Source organism: Novosphingobium hassiacum (genome assembly GCF_014196055.1).
Classification (GTDB): Bacteria; Pseudomonadota; Alphaproteobacteria; order Sphingomonadales; family Sphingomonadaceae; genus Novosphingobium; species Novosphingobium hassiacum.
Genome location: NZ_JACICY010000001.1, coordinates 80740 through 98642, shown reverse-complemented (window position 1 = coordinate 98642; position 17903 = coordinate 80740). Strand labels below are relative to the sequence as shown.

General features: G+C 63.7%; 15 protein-coding genes. 6 read left to right on the top strand and 9 right to left on the bottom strand.

All coding sequences use genetic code 11. The annotated features are described in order from the left end of the window. Window positions 1–9: 9 nt before the first annotated feature. From GGQ88_RS00410 to GGQ88_RS00400, 3 genes are all read right to left on the bottom strand, one after another. The gene (locus GGQ88_RS00410) at window positions 10–1758 is read right to left on the bottom strand and encodes an N-acyl-D-amino-acid deacylase family protein (RefSeq protein ID WP_183611055.1); all 1749 of its coding nucleotides are present in this window, start codon (window positions 1756–1758) and stop codon (window positions 10–12) included. Window positions 1759–1860: 102 nt separating this feature from the next. Beyond that, window positions 1861–3165, bottom strand: a complete 1305-nt coding sequence (locus GGQ88_RS00405) for an FAD-dependent oxidoreductase (protein ID WP_183611054.1) — start codon at window positions 3163–3165, stop codon at window positions 1861–1863. A 90-nt stretch (window positions 3166–3255) separates the two neighbouring features. Beyond that, the gene (locus GGQ88_RS00400) at window positions 3256–4065 is read right to left on the bottom strand and encodes an alpha/beta fold hydrolase (protein WP_183611053.1); all 810 of its coding nucleotides are present in this window, start codon (window positions 4063–4065) and stop codon (window positions 3256–3258) included. A gap of 112 nt (window positions 4066–4177) precedes the next feature. On the opposite strand from GGQ88_RS00400, the gene GGQ88_RS00395 reads away from it, so the two are divergent. Next, the gene (locus GGQ88_RS00395; RefSeq protein ID WP_183611052.1) at window positions 4178–6856 is read left to right on the top strand and encodes an EAL domain-containing protein; all 2679 of its coding nucleotides are present in this window, start codon (window positions 4178–4180) and stop codon (window positions 6854–6856) included. Here GGQ88_RS00395 and rlmN read toward each other — a convergent pair whose 3' ends face one another. Beyond that, a complete protein-coding gene (gene rlmN / locus GGQ88_RS00390; protein WP_183611051.1) occupies window positions 6857–8197 on the bottom strand; it encodes a 23S rRNA (adenine(2503)-C(2))-methyltransferase RlmN in 1341 nt (446 codons plus the stop codon). A 243-nt stretch (window positions 8198–8440) separates the two neighbouring features. On the opposite strand from rlmN, the gene GGQ88_RS00385 reads away from it, so the two are divergent. Beyond that, window positions 8441–9112: an outer membrane protein gene (locus GGQ88_RS00385; RefSeq protein ID WP_183611050.1), complete on the top strand. Its 672-nt coding sequence runs from the start codon at window positions 8441–8443 to the stop codon at window positions 9110–9112. Between the two features lie 135 nt (window positions 9113–9247). Here the strand turns inward: GGQ88_RS00385 and GGQ88_RS00380 are convergent, their stop codons facing one another. The 5 genes from GGQ88_RS00380 to GGQ88_RS00360 form a co-directional block, all read right to left on the bottom strand. Beyond that, window positions 9248–9739: a hypothetical protein gene (locus GGQ88_RS00380; protein ID WP_183611049.1), complete on the bottom strand. Its 492-nt coding sequence runs from the start codon at window positions 9737–9739 to the stop codon at window positions 9248–9250. Continuing rightward, complete coding sequence (locus GGQ88_RS00375) at window positions 9736–9915, bottom strand: DUF4169 family protein (protein WP_183611048.1); 180 nt, start codon at window positions 9913–9915, stop codon at window positions 9736–9738. The genes GGQ88_RS00380 and GGQ88_RS00375 overlap by 4 nt, the downstream gene beginning before the upstream one ends. Beyond that, window positions 9915–10544, bottom strand: coding sequence for a histidine phosphatase family protein (locus GGQ88_RS00370; RefSeq protein WP_183611901.1), 630 nt, complete (start codon window positions 10542–10544; stop codon window positions 9915–9917). Before GGQ88_RS00370 ends, GGQ88_RS00375 begins: the two co-directional genes overlap by 1 nt. 28 nt (window positions 10545–10572) lie before the next feature. Then, window positions 10573–11058: a transcription elongation factor GreB gene (gene greB / locus GGQ88_RS00365; RefSeq protein WP_183611047.1), complete on the bottom strand. Its 486-nt coding sequence runs from the start codon at window positions 11056–11058 to the stop codon at window positions 10573–10575. 171 nt (window positions 11059–11229) lie between these two features. After that, window positions 11230–13248, bottom strand: coding sequence for a lytic transglycosylase domain-containing protein (locus GGQ88_RS00360; protein ID WP_183611046.1), 2019 nt, complete (start codon window positions 13246–13248; stop codon window positions 11230–11232). Between the two features lie 100 nt (window positions 13249–13348). Between GGQ88_RS00360 and dapA the strand changes: the two genes are divergently transcribed. The 4 genes from dapA to GGQ88_RS00340 all read left to right on the top strand — a co-directional run bounded on the left by dapA (window position 13349) and on the right by GGQ88_RS00340 (window position 17873). Then, window positions 13349–14230: a 4-hydroxy-tetrahydrodipicolinate synthase gene (gene dapA / locus GGQ88_RS00355; protein WP_183611900.1), complete on the top strand. Its 882-nt coding sequence runs from the start codon at window positions 13349–13351 to the stop codon at window positions 14228–14230. A 69-nt stretch (window positions 14231–14299) separates the two neighbouring features. Beyond that, window positions 14300–14782, top strand: coding sequence for an SsrA-binding protein SmpB (smpB, locus tag GGQ88_RS00350; protein ID WP_183611045.1), 483 nt, complete (start codon window positions 14300–14302; stop codon window positions 14780–14782). 98 nt (window positions 14783–14880) lie between these two features. Beyond that, a complete protein-coding gene (locus tag GGQ88_RS00345; RefSeq protein ID WP_183611044.1) occupies window positions 14881–15441 on the top strand; it encodes a DUF2062 domain-containing protein in 561 nt (186 codons plus the stop codon). Continuing rightward, window positions 15441–17873, top strand: a complete 2433-nt coding sequence (locus GGQ88_RS00340) for a response regulator (protein WP_183611043.1) — start codon at window positions 15441–15443, stop codon at window positions 17871–17873. Before GGQ88_RS00345 ends, GGQ88_RS00340 begins: the two co-directional genes overlap by 1 nt. Window positions 17874–17903 lie beyond the last annotated feature (30 nt).

Here is a 17903-nt window from a genome sequence, read left to right as displayed (position 1 = left end):
TGATCGTCATTATTCGGCAGCCTCCTGCAGGTCGGCGCGTTGCGGGCCCCGGATCAGGCCACCGGGGGTTTCGCCGGTCCATGTGCCCATGCGGAAAGTCACCTTGCCGCCCTTGATTGTCAGGTCGTAGCCTTCGGCCTTCTGCAATAGGCGCTTGCCGCCTGCTGGCAGGTCGAACGCCAGCCATGGCTTCAGCAGGCGCACGTTGTCGAAGTCGATCACGTTGAGATCGGCGAGGTAGCCCGGCGCGATCACGCCGCGATCGTCGAGGCCGTAGAGCCGCGCCGTATCGTGCGCCTGCCGCTTCACCGCCTGCTCGAGGCTGATGCGGCCCCCGCGACGGCGGTCGCGGACCCAGTGTTCGAGCATGAAGGTGGGACTGGCGGCATCGCAGATCGTGCCGCAATGCGCGCCGCCATCGGACAGCGAATTGACCGTGTCGTCGGCACCCTGCAACGCCTCGAGAAAATCGAGATTGCCATCGGCGTAGTTGAGGATCGGCAGATAGAGGAACCCATCGCCGTCATTTTCCATCAGCTTGTCATAGGCATAGGCATCGGGAGCGACGCCAGCTGCCTTTGCCCGGGCAAGGATGCTGGCTTGCGGCTGCGGTTCGTAATCGAAGTCATCGTCCATCACGAACTGATTGTGCCAGCCCTGTCCGATCATCATTAACAGCCCGATGATGTCGCTTTCAGGATAGGCGTTGGTTTCGGCCAAGATGCTGGCACGGACGGCGGGGTCTTTAAGCCGGGCGAGCTGTTCGTCCCATGGCAGATCGGCAATCGCGACATAGCTCGGGCGAAAGCGGAAGGGGTGGATCGTGCCGCGCCATGCCATGATCACGCCGTTGCCGCGCAGCGCGATCTGCGCGACGATGTTGGCCCCTTGCGCGTTCTGGCGGCGCATTTCGGAGATCTGTTCGTCGAGCGGGAGCTCCTTGGCGATCGACTGGAGCGCGGCAAAGGTTACGGGAAGGCCGGTTTCGCGGCTCAACGCGCCCATCCAGCCGAATTCGTTCCATTCGCGCTTCATGTCTGACGCAATCTCGAACACGCCATGACCGACGCGGCCCATCGCGCGGCCGATCTCGATCAGTTCTTCAGGCGTTGCCGATGTGCCGGGGACGACTTCGCCGTCGACCGATTTGTGGATGACGGTACGACTGGTCGAGAACCCAAGTGCGCCCGCACGTACCCCCTCCTCGACGATGTCGGCCATCTTGCGGATGTCGTCGGTAGTCGGCAACGCGCCCGGCTTCTCACGCTCGCCCAAGACATAGGCGCGGACGGCGCCGTGGGGCACGTGCGTGCCGACATCGACCGTGCGCGGCATCTTTTCGAGCGCGTCGAGATATTGGGGGAAGGTTTCCCAGTCCCACGTCATGCCTTCGGCCAGCGCGGTGCCGGGGATATCCTCGACGCCTTCCATCAGGCCGATCAGCCAGTCATGACGGTTGGGCGCGGCGGGCGCGAAGCCGACGCCGCAGTTGCCCATGACCACGGTGGTTACGCCATGCCATGCCGACGGGGCCATTTCCGGGTCCCATGTCGCCTGACCATCGTAATGCGTGTGGATGTCGACCCAGCCGGGCGCGACGATCCTGCCAGTCGCGTCGATCTCGTCGGTGGCGTCACCGCGCACCGTGCCGACGGCGGCAATCAATCCGTTCCTCACGGCGATATCGCCGACGAAGCGTGGTGCTCCGGTTCCGTCGACGATCGTGCCGTTGCGAATGATCAGGTCGTAGGCTGGCATCGGGCGCTCCTTCTCCTCGCGCGGATCGACTCAGCGGGCCGTCCGTCGTGTTAATCGTGCGATTAAGTCAGAGCGCTGCCGCGCGGTCAATCGCTTGTGATGCTAATCGCGCGCGCGGATCATTTCGGCGATATCGACGAATTTCTCGCGTGGCGCGCCATCGCGGGCGCGGGCGGCCTCGGCTTCCTCAATCCGCTTCCAGTCGCGGAAGGTGACGACGTTGAGCGAGCGTTGCTGTGCCAGCGCATCGAACCCGGCGCGGCCCTGTTTGCCCGCGCCACCGCCAACGTCTTTGGCAATCGTCTCGACGATCGCGAAGCCATCGGGGCGGTTGGTGCCGATTGTGCCCGAAGGTCCGCGCCGCGCCCAGCCGACGCAGTAGAGGCCCGGCAGGATCCGGCCGGCGTCGTTGGCGAAGCGGCCAGCTCGCTCGTCGAACGGGACGCCCGGGATCGGCGTGGTCTGATAGCCGATGCAGGAGACGACAAGGCTGGCGGGGATCTCGTAGAATTCGCCCGTACCGACGGCGCGGCCCGCTTCGATGCGGGTGCGCTCGACCTCGATCGCCTCGACCTTGCCTTCGCCGAGAAGCGCGCGAGGGCTGGCGAAGAAGTCGAACTCTACCTCGAGCGGAAGATCGGCGCGGTGGCTTTCGGGGATGGCGGCGAACGAGCGCAAGTGCGTGACCGACTTGCGGATTCCGGGTTCGAGGAGGGCATCCTCGCCCAGTTCAGGCAGGTCGCGCGGATCGACCCATGGCGCAGCGCGCTGGAGATGGCCGAGTTCGCCCAGTTCCTTGGGTGTCATCATGATCTGGTGCGGTCCGCGGCGACCGAGCACGATGATGCGGCGGATTTTCGAGGCCATCAGCCGTTCGAGCGCGTGGCCGACGATGTCGCTGCCGGCAAATTCCTCGCGCGTTTTCGACAGGATGCGGGTGACGTCGAGCGCGACGTTGCCCATGCCGATGACGACTGCGGTGTGACCGGACAGGTCAGGATCGAGCACAGCGAATTCGGGATGGCCATTGTACCAGCCGACGAACGCTGCACTACCCTGCACATTGCCAAGGTGATCGCCGGGGATGCCGAGCGGACGGTCGCGTGGGGCGCCGGTCGCCAGCACGACAGCGTCATAGAGGTCCTGCAGTTCCTCGACCGAGACGTCCTGCCCGATCTTGACGTTGCCGACGAAGCGTACGTTTTCGGACAGGGCTGTCTGTTCGTAGCGGCGCGAGACGCCCTTGATTGACTGGTGATCGGGCGCGACGCCGGTGCGGATCAGGCCATAAGGCACCGGCAGCATGTCGAAAATATCGACCCGAACATCATCGCCCCACAGCTTTTGGGCGGCTTCGGCGGTATAGTATCCAGCCGGACCCGAACCGATGATCGCGATGTGCCGCATTCTCTCTCCCGCCGCCGCTTTATGGACCGAATCTTGAGTGTGATGCTATCGCAAGCCGGTCAAAAGGAAAGCGCGGAAACCGCGGAGGACTCAAGCGCCGGACGCATCCTCGTCGAGGAACGCGCGCAGCTTGTCGATGAAGCGGTCCTTCTGCGAAAACATGAACAAGTGCCCGCCGCCATGGAACATTTCCAGCCGGCTGCCAGGGATCGCGTTGTGCAGGAACTGTGCGTTCGACGGTGGGATCATCTGGTCCTCATCATCGGCCATGACCAGCACCGGCATTGAGAGCAACGGGAGAAACGGCAGGCTGGTCCAGGTCGTGAACGCGGCGAGCTGATAGGTAAAACCGAGCGGTGAGGGCGCGGTGGCGGCGTTGAGCGAAACCCGGTCACTGCCACCGCCATTGTAGATCGACGCCAGGTTGCGCCTGAAGCTGCGCTCCACCGTGTATTCGCGCGGATCGGCCAGATGGGCCAGCATGGAAGCGTCGCCGGGCATCATCGCGGTGCCGGCCGTGGTCGAGGCCAGCACCAGCCGCCCGGTGCGGGCCTTGTGCTGGAAGGCAAACTGCTGGGCAAGCGCACCGCCCCAACTGATACCCAGGATATCGACCTGATCGATCTCCAGCTTGTCGAGCAGCGTGGCCATGGTCAGTGCCATGGATGAGATCGTGTAAGGCACGATCGGATCGGGCGAGCGGCCGATGCCAGGCATGTCGAAACAGATGACCTCACGATCGGACAGCGCGCGCGCAATCGGCGCGAGCAGCTCGAGATTGAGGCCGATGCCATTAAGCATCACCAGCGGTCGCCGGGCTGAAGCGCCTCTGTTCCAGCGGGCTACATGCAGCCGCCGTCCTGCGACGCCGATCGTCTGCTGTTCTGCCGTCGAGGTCACTGCGTTTGTGTATCCATGCCCGACGGCCTACCACCTTCGCACCCGCAGCAAAAGCACCTGATTGGATGCTTGATTAACGCTTTTTCAAAGTCCGCGGGTGCAAGACGCTGACATGTCTCCAGACCTACCGTCACTGCAAGCAAGTACCGGAAAAACCGGGGGCGATTACGCGCGCACCCGGCGGCGCGACAAGACAGCGGCGCCGGTCACGCCGGAAGCAGGCGCGAGTTTTCTGTTCGGGGGTGATCCCGCCAACTGCCTGATCGCTCCAGAATGGCCGAAAATCGCCATTGTCATGGCAGTGACCGCGATCCTGCCGGGCATTCTCAATCTGGCATTACCGCCGCTTCTGCCAACCCTGTTGGGCTTGATAGCGGCAGGTGGCGCGCACCTGTCGAGCCACGCGCTACGCTACGAGCGTGCGCATAGCCTAGATACCGGCAAGCGCATGGCGCTGATGGGCTTTTCGGTGGCAATGCCGATGTTCCTGTTCGGATCGGCCATCGGTTTCTTCGGCGAATCGGGCGCGATCGGCTGGTTCGTCTGCATCGCAGTCGTCGCGACGATTTCCTTGCTCGCGACGGTCATCCAGTCCGGACGGCTGATCGGCGTCCTGGCTGCGCAAGTGTCGGTATGGGCAGGCATTACCTGCGTGACCAGCCAGATGGGCGGGTATGTTGCGCTACTGCTCGGGGCTGTCATCGCGCTCGCTGCCTATTTGCGCCAGAGGCGGATCGATCTGTTTGTGCGCGAAAAGGCGCAGATCGACCAGCGCGCGCAGACCCGTGCGCAGGAGATCCTGTCTGACTATGAAGAGACCGGGCAGGGCTGGTTCTGGGAAACCGACCGCCGTGGCCAGCTGACGTACCTTTCGCGACCTGTGGCAGAAACCATCGGCCGCAAGGTCGAGGAACTGATCGGGCGGCCGTTCTCCGAACTGTTCAACCTGTCCGAGCAGGCCGGCGAAGGCGAGCGGACTCTGGCTTTCCATTTGTCGGCGCGATCGAGTTTCGGCGAGCTCGCGGTACGCGCGGCCGCCAGCGACGAGGAACGCTGGTGGTCGATCACCGGCCGCCCGACTTACGATACCTTCAACAACTTCACCGGATTTCGCGGCTCGGGCACCGACCTTACCGAGAAGCGCCGCTCGCAGGAGCATGCCTCGCGGTTGGCGCATTTCGATTCGCTGACCGGTCTGTCCAACCGCTTCCGCATGTCGCAGACGCTGGAGAAGATCCTGCTGGCGCCGCAAGTGCACCATCGCGCCTGCGCGGTATTTCTGCTCGATCTCGACCGCTTCAAGCAGGTCAACGATACGCTCGGCCACCCTGCGGGCGACGCGCTGCTCAAGCACGTGGCGCAGCGGCTGGAGCGCGTGGTCGGCAAGATGGGCCGCGTCGGGCGTCTGGGAGGCGATGAATTCCAGATGATCCTGCCCGGCAAGATCGAGCGTGAGCAGCTTGGCCACCTTGCCGCACGCGTGATCGAGAGCCTGTCGCAGCCGTACTCGATAGAAGGCAGCCGGGTGATGATCGGTGCCTCGATCGGCATCGCGATCGCGCCTGACGACGGCATGACCAGCGAAGCTCTGATCCGCAACGCCGACCTTGCACTTTACGCAGCCAAGGACGGCGGGCGCGGGCGCTATCATTTCTATGCTGCCGATCTCCACAGCGATGCCGAAGAGCGCCGCAAGATGGAGGAAGACCTGCGCGATGCCGTGACCAATGGCGGGCTCGAGCTCTATTACCAGCCGGTCGTGCAGACCTCGACCGAGAAGATCACCGGGTTCGAAGCGCTGCTGCGCTGGAACCACCCGGAACAGGGCTGGATCAGCCCGTCACGGTTCATTCCGGTTGCCGAGGATACCGGGTTGATCGCGCCAATCGGTGAATGGGCGCTGCGGACCGCGTGTCAGGACCTGGCACGCTGGCCTGAGAATGTGCGTGTCGCGGTCAACGTATCGCCGCTGCAGTTCGCCAACCCGTCACTGCCCGCTATCGTCACCAGCGCGCTGGCGAGTGCGCAAGTTGCGGCGGAGCGGCTGGAACTTGAGATTACCGAAAGCGTGTTCCTCAACGACGATGAGGGCACCGACCAGATGTTCAAGTCGCTCAAGGCCATCGGGGTCAGGCTGGCGCTGGACGATTTCGGCACTGGCTATTCCTCGCTCGGCTATTTGCGGACCGCGCCGTTCGACAAGATCAAGATCGACCAGTCGTTCGTCCGCGGGGCGACCCAGCCCGGCAGCCGCAACGGCGCGATCATCGCCTCGATCGTCAGTCTTGCCGAAGCGCTGGGCATGGAGACGACCGCAGAAGGCGTCGAAACGCTAGACGAGCTTGACCTTGTACGGATGCTCGGGTGCAGCCACGTTCAGGGTTATATCTACGAACGGCCGCTGTCGTCGATGAATGCCAGCGCGCGGCTTTCGACGGGGCTCATGGCAATTGCACAAGGCCCACGTTCGTCGCGCGCGGCGCGCCAGTCGATGCTGCGCAAGGTCCTGCTTGACCACGGCGGACACAACTACAACGCGATGATCCGCAACATCAGCCAGACCGGCGCGCTGATCGAGGGGCTGTGGAACGTGCCCGCAGGTACGATCTTCCGTGTGCAGCTGGCCGACACACTGGTGGTGACGGCGACCTGCCGTTGGTCGAACGACGACCGCATGGGCGTTGAATTCTCGCTGCCGCTGCGGCTTGACGAAGGTGGCCGGATAGCGGCAGTGACGAGTCGTCAGCCTTCGAGCGACAATGACATGATCGTCCAGCGCAAGGTTGGCTGATCAGCCCAGCGCGGCCTGCTTTTCTTCGGCCAGACGGTCGAGTTCGGCGCGCGATTTCTTCTCGGCGGATGTCTTCAACTGACCGCAAGCCGCGTCGATATCGCGACCGCGCGGGGTGCGGACGGGAGCTGAGATACCTGCGGCAAATACGATCTCGGCAAAGCGCTTGATCCGTTCCGGCGTCGAGCATTCGTAAGCCGCACCCTCCCACGGATTGAACGGGATCAGGTTGACCTTGGCCGGAAGCTTGTACTGCTTGATCAGGCGGATCAGCTCGCGCGCGTCGGCGTCACTGTCGTTCTTGTCCTTGAGCATGACATATTCGAAGGTGATGCGCCGCGCGTTGGACGCGCCGGGATAGTCTGCACAGGCCTGGAGCAATTCCTCGATGCCGTATTTGCGGTTGATCGGCACGATCTCGTCGCGCACTTCCTTGGTCACCGCGTGAAGCGAGACGGCCAGGTTCACACCGATTTCCGCGCCCGCGCGGGCCATCATCGGCACTACGCCGCTGGTCGACAACGTGATCCGCCGCTTGGACAGAGCGAGACCATCGCCGTCCATCACCAGCTTGAGCGCATCGCGCACGTTATCGAAATTGTACAACGGCTCGCCCATGCCCATCATCACGATGTTGGTCAGCAGCCGCCCGTCGGGGGTGTAGAGGCCGTCGTCATCGTCGCCATCATCCCACTGCTCCCCCGCGGAGGCGGGGGCCTCAGGAGAACCGCGCAATGGCCCGAGGTCCCCGCCTTCGCGGGGAAGGAGGGCGTTGTTGGTGCCAGCGGCCTTGGGCCACTCGCCCAGATCGTCGCGCGCGAGCATGACCTGGCCGACGATCTCGCCCGGCGTCAGGTTTCGCACCAGCCGCATCGTGCCGGTGTGGCAGAACCGGCAGTTCAGCGTGCAGCCGACCTGGCTCGACACGCACAGCGTGCCGCGGTCCGCATCGGGGATGAACACCATCTCGAAATCGTGGCCGTCTGCCGTGCGCAGCAGCCACTTGCGCGTACCGTCGGTCGAAACCTGTGCTTCGACGATCTCTGGCCGCCCTATGACAAAGCGTTCCGCAAGCCACGGGCGCATGGTTTTGGCGATGTCGGTCATCGCGTCGAAGTCGGTAAGGCCGCGATGATAGACCCAGTGATAGACCTGCTTGGCGCGCAGCTTGGCGGCCTTGGCATCGAGGCCTGCGTCCGCCAGGATATCTGCGATCTGTTTGCGCGGCAGCCCGGTCAGATCGATCCGGCCGTCAGCCCGCGGCGTGATTTCGCGGGGAACGGGAACAGGATCTACAAGGCCCGGAATGGCCATAGGCGTGATGTCGGTGACTGGGTGCATGGGCCGCCATATAGTCCTTTGACGTCCTGTGCGCAAATGCGGGAGGAATCCCCCGCTTCGCATTCGTCTGTCGTCGCCCCTGTTCAATGGGCGCCCCGCACGTGATCAAGCGTGTGGCAGATTTATCACGGTTTTTTGTTGTCTGAGGTTCATGAAACCGGACCGCTGTTCACTCATTTGGAGAACCACTGCCGGGTTGCATCGCACAAGACGAAGGCAGCTTACGACTGAATGGAGTTTGACATGAAAAAGATTTGCGCAATTCTCGCCGCCGGTACCGCGCTGACCGCAGTCCCTGCCTTCGCGCAGGACGCCACCCCGGCAGAAGCCTTCGGCGGCTTCCATGCTGAGGCGCTGGTGGGCTATGACCACATCCGCTCGGGCAGCAGCGAAGACGTCGACAACAGCCGTGACCTGAAGCAGTCGATCGACGGTGTCGAATTCGGCGGTGCGGTTGGCTATGACGTTCCACTCGGCACGAACCTGGTTGTCGGCGCAGAAGCCGAAATCACCGACAGCAGCGCCAAGCGCGACTACAACAACGACCAGCCGACCGTGTTCAACCTTGGTCGCGTCGATGCCGGTCGCCAGTACTACTTCGGTGGCCGCGTCGGCTACGCGATGTCGCCTGCCACGATGGTCTACGTGAAGGGTGGCTACAGCAACGCCCGCTTCAACCTGCAGGGCACTGACGGCACGACCAACTTGCGCCAGCGTCTCGACACCGACGGCTACCGCGTTGGTGCCGGCGTCGAGCAGAAGATGGGTTCGAACGCGTTCGTGAAGCTCGAGTACAAGTACACGAACCTGAGCGATGCCGAATTCGACTTCAACGGCAGCACGCCGGATTCAAGCCGCTTCAGCATCGACACCGATCGTCACTCGGTGATGGCTGGCGTCGGCGTCCGCTTCTGATCTTTCGGAAAGCGTTGATTAAAGGAGGGGCGGGCCGCGAGGCTCGCCCCTTTTTTGTGTTCGACTGGCTTCCGGTCCACCCCCGGCCCCTTCTGCATGCGGAAGGGGCTGCCTTTGATAACGTGGGGACGCGAACTACCGCCGCGCGCAGCCCAGCGCCGCAGCGTCCATCGCCGAAGCCGCGCCGCCCAGTTCATAGCGGTCGCGGAAGCTGCGGCCATCGGCGCCGCGTGCGATCACCACCATCGAGCGCGCGCTGCGCAATTGCGCGACGATACCTGCATTGGTCGTCTGATCCGCAGGCCACGCGTCGGCCTGTCCCGTTTGCAGCGAGAAATTGGCCTCGGGGAAGGAAACGATGACTTTCGAACCAGCCGCCAGCCGCCGCGCAAGGCGGACGTGCACCGCACCCCGAATACTGCGTGAAGGCCAGTAACCCACCGTGAAATAAGGCTGGAACTCCTGCGCGCGGCCTGCGACTTTTCCGGCCATGGCGATGGCGTAGCAGCGCGGCACTGCTGGGTCGCGAAACGAACCCCACGCATTGAACACGCCGAGACTGTCTCGCGGGAATGCGGTTCCGGTCATGGCGAGCGCCAGTATCGCAGTCGACGCCAGCCGCTTCATGGCTCGTCCCTGCGTGCGCCGTCGAGAAGGCGGGCTGCGCGGTCGCCGTCCGACTTGTCGCGCATCTTTTCGGCCTTCGTCCGACCGAACTTGGCGCGATTGGCCTGCGCCTGCGTCTCGCGATCCTCGCGCGCTTTGGCCTTGCGTGCCTTGCCCAAGCTGACGACTTCGCCCATCAGGCGTGTTCGGTTCCGCGCTCAGATCCGAAGAGCGTGCGCTCGGCGCCGCCCTCGACCAGAGAAATCGACCCCTGCACCAGCGATGGCGCGATCGGCGCGCCATGGAGCGGGTGGATGGGATAGCTGCCCATGATCCCGCGCAGCACGCGGCTGGAAATGCCGTGCATGACAACGATGTGATCGCCACCCGGATCGCCGAGTTCCTCGAGCCAGCGATTGAGGCGCGCCGCGATCATCGGGTAGTCCTCGCCATCGGGGGCGGGGCGGAGCAGATGGTCCTCGATCACGATCGGGCCGACTTCGCCTTCGACCTCGTCGTAGGAGCGACCGCACCACGATCCCATGTCGATTTCCTTGAGATCCATCGTGCGGCGCGATGCGAACCAGTCGATGCCCAGTTCCTCGGCGATCAACGCGGCGGTTTGCAGCGCGCGTCCGGTGTCGGAGATGTGCAGCGTTACCTGCGGGCGTTCACCGAGTTCGGCGCGCAAGGCGCAGCCCATCGCGACTGCCTGATCGAAGCCCTGGCGGGTCAGCGGGGTGTGCATGTGGTTCGCCTGAAGGCGGCGGGTGGCGTTGTACACCGTCTCGCCGTGGCGCATGATGAAGAAGCGGCCCATTTTCATTCGGGTTTTCATGGGGCCGGTCATAGCGTCAGGAATCGGGATAGGAAACGGCCATGATTTCCCACTCCTTCTCGCCCGAAGGCAGCCGCACCGTGCGCAAATCGCCCACGCGAGCCCCGCGCAGGGCCTTGGCAATGGGCGCGCTCCATCCGATCTGGTTGTTGGTCGCGTCCTGCTCGTCATCGCCGACGATGGTGAGGATGCGGCGGTTGTCGTCCTCGTCAGCGATCTCGACCCTTGCGCCGAACAGCACCCGGCTGCGGTCTCCCATCAGCGAAGGATCGACCACGCGCGACGCCTTCATCCGCCGCGCCAGAAACGCCAACTCCCGATCAATCTCCCGCATCCGCTTGCGGCCATAGAGATAGTCGCCGTTTTCGCTGCGGTCGCCATTACCAGCCGCCCAACTGACGATCTCGACGATCGCAGGCCGCTCGGTTCCGAGCAGCAGATCGTAACGCGCGCGCAAGGCGGCGAACCCTGCGGGGGTAATGGGATGGCCGTCGGGCTTCATGGGGTGACTTTACAAGGTGAGGGGAGGCTGGGACAATAGCGACAGCAATAAATCCTATCGCACATTCACGTCTTCCCGGGCTTGACCCGGGATGAGGCTGTTCCTTTTTGCGGTCGGGCAAGATAGCCTCATCCCGGATCAAGTCCGGGAAGACGAATGATTAGAAGGCGGCTACCCCGGCTCCCGCTTCCCGATATAGTAACTCATCGGGTTGCTCCCGCGATACCTTGCGAACTGGGGGTTCATCGCTTCGTAGACCACCGCGTTTTCCAGCACGCGCTGAACGTAGTTGCGGGTTTCGGACAGCGGGATCTTTTCGATCCAGTCTACCCAGTCGATGCCGCCGTTGCGCGGATCGCCGTTGGCGCGCAGGAACTTGTTCACATTACCCGGGCCGGCGTTGTAGGCTGCCACTGCCAGCGGCCACGATCCGCCGTAGTAGTCGAGCATCCGCTGGAAATAACCCGAACCCAGCATGATGTTGTAGTTCGGGTCTCCGATCAGCGACGAAGCATTGTACGACATGCCAAGCTTGCCCGCCTGTTCGTTGGCGGTGCCCGGCATCAGCTGCATTAGCCCGCGCGCGCCAGCGTGGCTGACAGCGTTCTGCGCGAATTGGCTTTCTTGACGGCTGATCGCGTGGATCGCGGTCCATTTGCTTTCATGCCCCATCGGCACCGGGATTAGCGGGAAGGCGATGTGCTGGAAGTCGAGGAACCCGCGCGCTGCGGCGGCCTGTCCGACGATCACGCCCAAATCGCGCCGCCCGAGATCGCGGGCGAGCCCTGCGACCATCATGTGCTGCGCCTCGGTCTGCTGCTGTTCGGCGATTTCCTTGAAGAAGCGGACGGTGGTTTTCCAGTCGCCGCTGCGCGCAACCTCGCGCACCGCCAGCGTCAGCGGCTGCGCGTAGAATCGGCTGCGTTCGTCAGGTGAGATTTGCGCGTTGGAGTCGACCGCGAAGGTCGGCACCGGACGGCCGAGGCGCTCGAGTGCGAGCAACCCGTAATATTGATCGGCGTATTGCGCGGCCATCTGAAAGTAGCGTTGCGCGTCGGCCTGTTTGCCAGCGCGGGCCGAAGCCTTGCCTGCCCAATAAAAGCCCTTCGAGCGGGTGCCTGGCGTGCGCGCCGCTGCACCATAGCGGTAGAACAGTGGTGCCGCGCTCGCGCCATCGCCGAGGTTCGAGAGGGCCTGTGTTCCGCCGAGCCACATCAGCGATGTGTAATCGTCACGCAGGCCGAATTCTGCCTGGCTGATGTCTTCACCGGGACTGAAAGCGTCGTCGATTCCGCCTGCGATCCGCATTGCACTGCGGGCGTCGCCGGCATTGGCAGCGGCGCGGGCGTTGACCAGCAGTTCCTCAACCCACTTTTCAGCATCAAGCGGACGCCGGGCGAGCAGCGGGCGATTGGCGAGAAAATCTCGCGCAGCAGCGCCTTGGCCCGATTTGCGCAACTGGCGCACGCGCTGAAAAATGAAGCCCGGATCAGCGGTCGGGGTAACCGCTGATTGGCTGGCCAGCACCGCATAGGGATCGCCGCCCTGCATCGCGGCAAGGCGGGCACCATCGACCGCCTTGCGCGCGGGGCTGACCCAGACAAGCTGGCGCGCGGCCTGATCGGTAGCGCCCGACCACAGCAGCGCATCCATCCGTGCGTCATGATCGTCGAGCGTGAAGGTGGAGCCATAAGCCGAGAGCAACGCGGTTTCGGCAGCGTCGCTCATCACGCCACCGCGCCACGCCGCGCGCGCGACATCGCGCGCTTCGGTGCGGCCGAGCGACATCAGTGCCAGCGCGTATTGTGCGCGGCCCAGGTTGGTCAGCGGTGGCTTGCGGTCGAAATAGGCAACCAGACGCGGTGCATCGGCGAATTCGCGTTCCAGCGAAAGTTCGGCATAGCGGCGCAGCTTGTCTTCATCCGGGAAGCCAGGATACGACAGCACGAAATTTGAATAGTCCGAAAAGCCGAAGCGGTTGGACGAGGTCAGCAGTTTCCACCGATCGACCGCCGCCGTCATCGGGCCGCCTTGGCTGGCGACCAGATTCGCACGCGCACGATCCCATTCCGCGCCGTTGGTCCCGTCGGAGCCACTGGCATGCACCGCGCTCGACGCGGCAACGGTCTGGAGAAGCACGCCTGCAACCCCCCAGCGCAATATCAAGGCTTTCACGTCCATGCCGGACATACTATGGAGCGGCTCCTTATCGGGCGCTGAACAGACCCCCTGTGGGTTTGACATCGCAAATTCCGTTCGCGATCATGCGACAAACTATGGGGTAATGTCCATGTTTTCCGGTTCCATTCCGGCCCTTGTGACTCCTTTTCGCGACGGAGCGTTTGACGAGAAAAGCTTCCGTCGCCTGGTCGACTGGCAGATTGAGAACGGCTCGTCCGCGCTGGTCCCCTGTGGCACCACAGGCGAGGCATCCACGCTGTCCAATGCCGAACATCATCGCGTGATCGAAGTCTGCGTCGAACAGGTCGCGGGGCGCGTGCCGGTGATCGCAGGCTGCGGCAGCAACGATACGATGAACGCACTGCTCCACATGAATTTCGCCCGAAAGTGCGGAGCCCAGGCCGCGCTCTGTGTTGCGCCGTACTATAATCGGCCAAGCCAGGCCGGGATCATCGCGCACTTCAGCTATCTGGCCGAACATAACGACCTGCCGATCGTGCTCTACAATGTGCCCGGCCGCACGGTGACCGACATCCTGCCTGAAACCGTATGCGAACTGGCCCTGCGGTATCCCGACAAGATCGTTGCCATTAAGGATGCCAGCGGCGACCTGTCGCGCGTCACCGATCACCGCATGGGCATCGGCAAGCACTTCTGCCAGATGTCGGGCGACGATGAACTGGCGCTGCCGGCCAATGCGGCGGGCGCAGTCGGCTGCATTTCGGTGACGGCAAACGTCGCGCCGAAGCTTTGCGCGGATTTTCAGGCGGCATGTGCTGCAAACGACTTCGAAAAGGCGCGCGAGCTCAACGACAAGCTTTACCCGCTGCACTACGCGATGTTCGAAGATGCATCGCCGGGGCCGGTCAAGTACGCGCTCAGCCGCATCTTCCCCGACATTTCCGATGAACTGCGCCTGCCGATGGTTGCTTGCAACGCCGAAGCACGCGCTGCGGTGGACGCCGCGCTGGAGCACGCCGGTCTGGTTTGATGCTATGGCTCGACAAAGTGTGAAGTCCCACTTCCGCTTTGCCGGGCCAGCGCCTACATGGGCTCCATCATGGCCCGTCCCGTAAATCCCGAGTTCGAGAAAACCAAAGTCGTCGCCGAAAACCGGCGCGCACGGTTCGAGTATTTCATCGAAGACAGGTACGAGGCGGGCATCTGCCTGACCGGTACCGAGGTCAAATCGCTGCGCTTCGGCGAAGGTTCGATCGCCGAATCCTATGCCGAGGTGAAGAACGGCGAGGTGTGGCTGATCAATTCCAACGTCCCCGAATTCAGCCACGGCAACCGCAACAACCACGTCCCCAAGCGGCCGCGCAAGCTGCTGCTGAAGGAACGCCAGATTGCCAAGTTTCACGGGGCGGTCGAGCGCAAGGGCATGACGCTGGTGCCGCTGTCGATCTACTTCAACAGCCGTGGCCGCGCGAAAGTGGAGCTGGCGCTGGCCAAGGGCAAGAACAACGCCGACAAGCGCGGCGTGATGAAGGATCGCGACTGGAAGCGCGACAAGGCCCGGATCATGAAGGAAAACGGGTGACGGCGTGATGCACTTCACCGTCCGGTAAGGCGCCTTCGTCTAATTGCGATCATCGTCCCGTGGCGGGGCGAACGGGAAACGGGTAAACGACAAGCGAAATGTTCGACAAGATCGTTACCTGGGCCAAGCGCAACATGCCGACGCGTGAGCAGCTGGAACACAATCGTTTCGCACGCCCGCTGACCGTGCGCCACGAACTGTGGCGCTTTACGCGGCGCTCCGTCCCGCGTGGCGTCGCTGCCGGACTGTTCATCGGCATCTTCGCGCTTATTCCGGGCGTCCAGATCGTCGGCGCCGCGCTGATGTGCGTGCCGGTTCGCGGCAATATCCCGCTGGCCGTGCTGATGACCTTCATATCGATCCCCCCCACCACGCTGTTCGTATTTCTGCCGGGAGCGATCTGGGTGGGCAACAGCTTCGGCTATCACGCCGACTTTTCGACGGTGCGCGAATTGACTACGCGCGGGGCCAGCGTGGGGGATTGGCTCGCTTGGCTCGGATCTGACGCTGCGCCATCGCTAATCATCGGCCTGTTCCTGATCGCGGTGGTCTCGGCGGTAGTGGGATATCTTCTGTCCGCAATCGGCTGGCGCTGGTGGACCGCGCACAAGCGCAAGGTTCGCCTGATGCGATCTGCCGCCCGCGATTTTCCCGACTGATGCCGTCGACCGTGGCACAGACCGAGGCGCGCGAGAACGCTTCCGTGCATTTGCGGGATTGGGCCATGCTCGCCGGTGCGGTGATCGCCAGCGCAGGACTTTTGTGGGGCGTATCGGGACAGCCGCTTGTCGCCGCTGGATTCGTCGGCGGCGTGGCTGCGATCGGCGCAGCGCTGAAGCTTGTGCTGCGCCCGGCACGGGCTGAGCCAGCCGGTGATTTCGCCGTGCCCGACTGGTCGGTGACCAACGCTGCGATAGATCGGCCCGATGCTGCGATCGCGATCACCGACCGCGCCGGACGCCTGGTCTGCGGCAACGCTTTGATGGCGCAGTGGTTCGGCCTGTCGAGCGCGCCCCCGGGCCTGCCGCTCGAGCGCGCCTCTGTCGACCGTCTTGAAGATGCGACGCGCGCGGCATGGCGCGATGGCACGGCAAGCGTCGATGCGCTGGTTGGCGAGGGCGGCTCTTGGCGCGCACAGATCGATCGGGCAGGGCGAGGTGAGGACTTCCTCGTCTGGCGGTTCATGCCGGTCACCAGTCACGATCTTGTTGCGGAAATGGCGGCGCACATCGGTGGTAAGCTGGGCCGGGCGCTGGCTCGCGAAGGCATTCAATCAGCGGTGGTCACGCCCGAAGGGGCAATCCTCTCGGCCAACGAAGCCTTCGCTGTACGCGCGACGGGGGAGCCTGCCACCCAGCTTGCGGGCGCAGATTTCGTTTCGTTCCTGGCGAGCGACGAAGCCGACCGCATCTTCTATACGCGTGAGGGGACCAAGCGCACGCCGGTGCGACTGGTCCACCTGCCGATTGCCGATCCTGATGGCTTTGCCAATATCGACCCGGCGCGCACGGCGTCGTTGTTCCTGCTGATCGACAACCAGGGCGGCGTCGGGGAAGTGCGCGCCGGGCTTCCACAGATAGAAGCGCTGCTCTCGCGTCTGCCGCTTGGCTTGGCGATGACCGACCGGGATGGCCGGATGCTGTTTGCGAATGCAGCCTTCCTGCGCGCCGCCGGACATGAAGATACGATCCCGCCGCCGTATCCTGCCGATCTGGTGATCAAGGAAGACAAGGGCGCGCTGGCCGATGCAATCCGGCGCTACGGGCAGGGCACGCCGATGTCGGGCGATGTCGCGGTACGCCTGCGCGCGTCGCCCGAAGAACCCGTGTCGCTCAGCCTGGCGGGCGTACGCGGGCTGGGTGAGGGTGCGGTGCTGCTCAGCCTCAAGGATTCCTCGGAAGAAACCCGGCTCAAGCGCGAAATCGCGCAGGCCACCAAGATGCAGGCAGTCGGCCAGCTTGCGGGCGGGGTGGCGCATGATTTCAACAACGTGCTCACCGCGATCATCGGCTATTGCGACCTGATGCTGATGCGGCACACGCCGGGCGACAGCGATTACGACGATATCCAGCAGGTCAAGGCCAACTCCAATCGCGCCGCGTCGCTGACCCGGCAGCTGCTCGCTTTTTCGCGCCAGCAGACGCTGCGTCCGCAAGTGCTGCAACTGCCCGATGTCGTTGCCGAAGTATCGGCGCTGCTCAAGCGGCTGATCGGCGAGAAAATCGTGCTTGAGGTGACGCACGACCGCGATCTCGGCTTCGTGCGCGCCGATCCGACGCAGTTGGAGCAGGTTCTGCTCAATCTTGCCGTGAACGCGCGTGATGCGATCACCGACAAGCTTTCCGCGACCGGAGCGAAGGGCGGGGGCGTGCTCAAGCTGATCACGCGGCGCGTCACAGCGTCCGATGTCCGCGCGATGAAGAGCGAAATATTGCCGATCGGCGATTATACCGCGCTGGTTGTCGAGGATAACGGACACGGCATCAAACCTGCCCAGATTGGTAAAATCTTCGAGCCATTTTTCACCACTAAGGAGAAGGGCAAGGGCACCGGGCTGGGGCTTTCGACCGTATACGGCATCGTCAAACAGTCAGGCGGTTTCATCTTCGCTGAGAGCGAGGTGGGCAGATTCACCCGCTTCACAATCTATTTGCCCGTGCATACGCCCGACGCTGCGGAAACCGCCGAGGCGGCGCGCCCACGTGTTGAGGCAAAGCGCGAATGGACCGGCGGCGGGCGCATCCTGCTGGTCGAGGATGAGGACACCGTCCGCGCCGTGGCCGAACGTGCGCTGGTGCGTCAGGGCTATGAAGTGACCACTGCCGCCGACGGTGAGGAGGGCCTCGAAGCCATCGGACGCGGCGAATTCGACCTGGTGGTGTCCGACGTGGTCATGCCATCGATGGACGGCCCGGCGATGGCCCGCGAGATCCGCGCGTTGAAGCCCGACCTGCCGTTCCTGTTCATGTCTGGCTATGCCGAGGAGCATCTACGGCGGGAAATCGACATCCCCAACATGCACTTCCTCGCCAAGCCGTTCTCGGTCCAGCAGATCGCCGACGCGGTGGAAATGGTGCTGCGCGGGGGGTGAATGGCCGACCGTAACGAACGGGTGTCGGTA

What these genes read in the sequence shown, in the direction of transcription:
- GGQ88_RS00410 (WP_183611055.1), bottom strand. Translation starts at nt 1,758, where the DNA reads ATGCCAGCCTACGACCTGATCATTCGCAACGGCACGATCGTCGACGGA.
- GGQ88_RS00405 (WP_183611054.1), bottom strand. Translation starts at nt 3,165, where the DNA reads ATGCGGCACATCGCGATCATCGGTTCGGGTCCGGCTGGATACTATACC.
- GGQ88_RS00395 (WP_183611052.1), top strand. Translation starts at nt 4,178, where the DNA reads ATGTCTCCAGACCTACCGTCACTGCAAGCAAGTACCGGAAAAACCGGG.
- rlmN (WP_183611051.1), bottom strand. Translation starts at nt 8,197, where the DNA reads ATGCACCCAGTCACCGACATCACGCCTATGGCCATTCCGGGCCTTGTA.
- GGQ88_RS00385 (WP_183611050.1), top strand. Translation starts at nt 8,441, where the DNA reads ATGAAAAAGATTTGCGCAATTCTCGCCGCCGGTACCGCGCTGACCGCA.
- GGQ88_RS00380 (WP_183611049.1), bottom strand. Translation starts at nt 9,739, where the DNA reads ATGAAGCGGCTGGCGTCGACTGCGATACTGGCGCTCGCCATGACCGGA.
- GGQ88_RS00375 (WP_183611048.1), bottom strand. Translation starts at nt 9,915, where the DNA reads ATGGGCGAAGTCGTCAGCTTGGGCAAGGCACGCAAGGCCAAAGCGCGC.
- GGQ88_RS00370 (WP_183611901.1), bottom strand. Translation starts at nt 10,544, where the DNA reads ATGAAAATGGGCCGCTTCTTCATCATGCGCCACGGCGAGACGGTGTAC.
- greB (WP_183611047.1), bottom strand. Translation starts at nt 11,058, where the DNA reads ATGAAGCCCGACGGCCATCCCATTACCCCCGCAGGGTTCGCCGCCTTG.
- GGQ88_RS00360 (WP_183611046.1), bottom strand. Translation starts at nt 13,248, where the DNA reads ATGTCCGGCATGGACGTGAAAGCCTTGATATTGCGCTGGGGGGTTGCA.
- dapA (WP_183611900.1), top strand. Translation starts at nt 13,349, where the DNA reads ATGTTTTCCGGTTCCATTCCGGCCCTTGTGACTCCTTTTCGCGACGGA.
- smpB (WP_183611045.1), top strand. Translation starts at nt 14,300, where the DNA reads ATGGCCCGTCCCGTAAATCCCGAGTTCGAGAAAACCAAAGTCGTCGCC.
- GGQ88_RS00345 (WP_183611044.1), top strand. Translation starts at nt 14,881, where the DNA reads ATGTTCGACAAGATCGTTACCTGGGCCAAGCGCAACATGCCGACGCGT.
- GGQ88_RS00340 (WP_183611043.1), top strand. Translation starts at nt 15,441, where the DNA reads ATGCCGTCGACCGTGGCACAGACCGAGGCGCGCGAGAACGCTTCCGTG.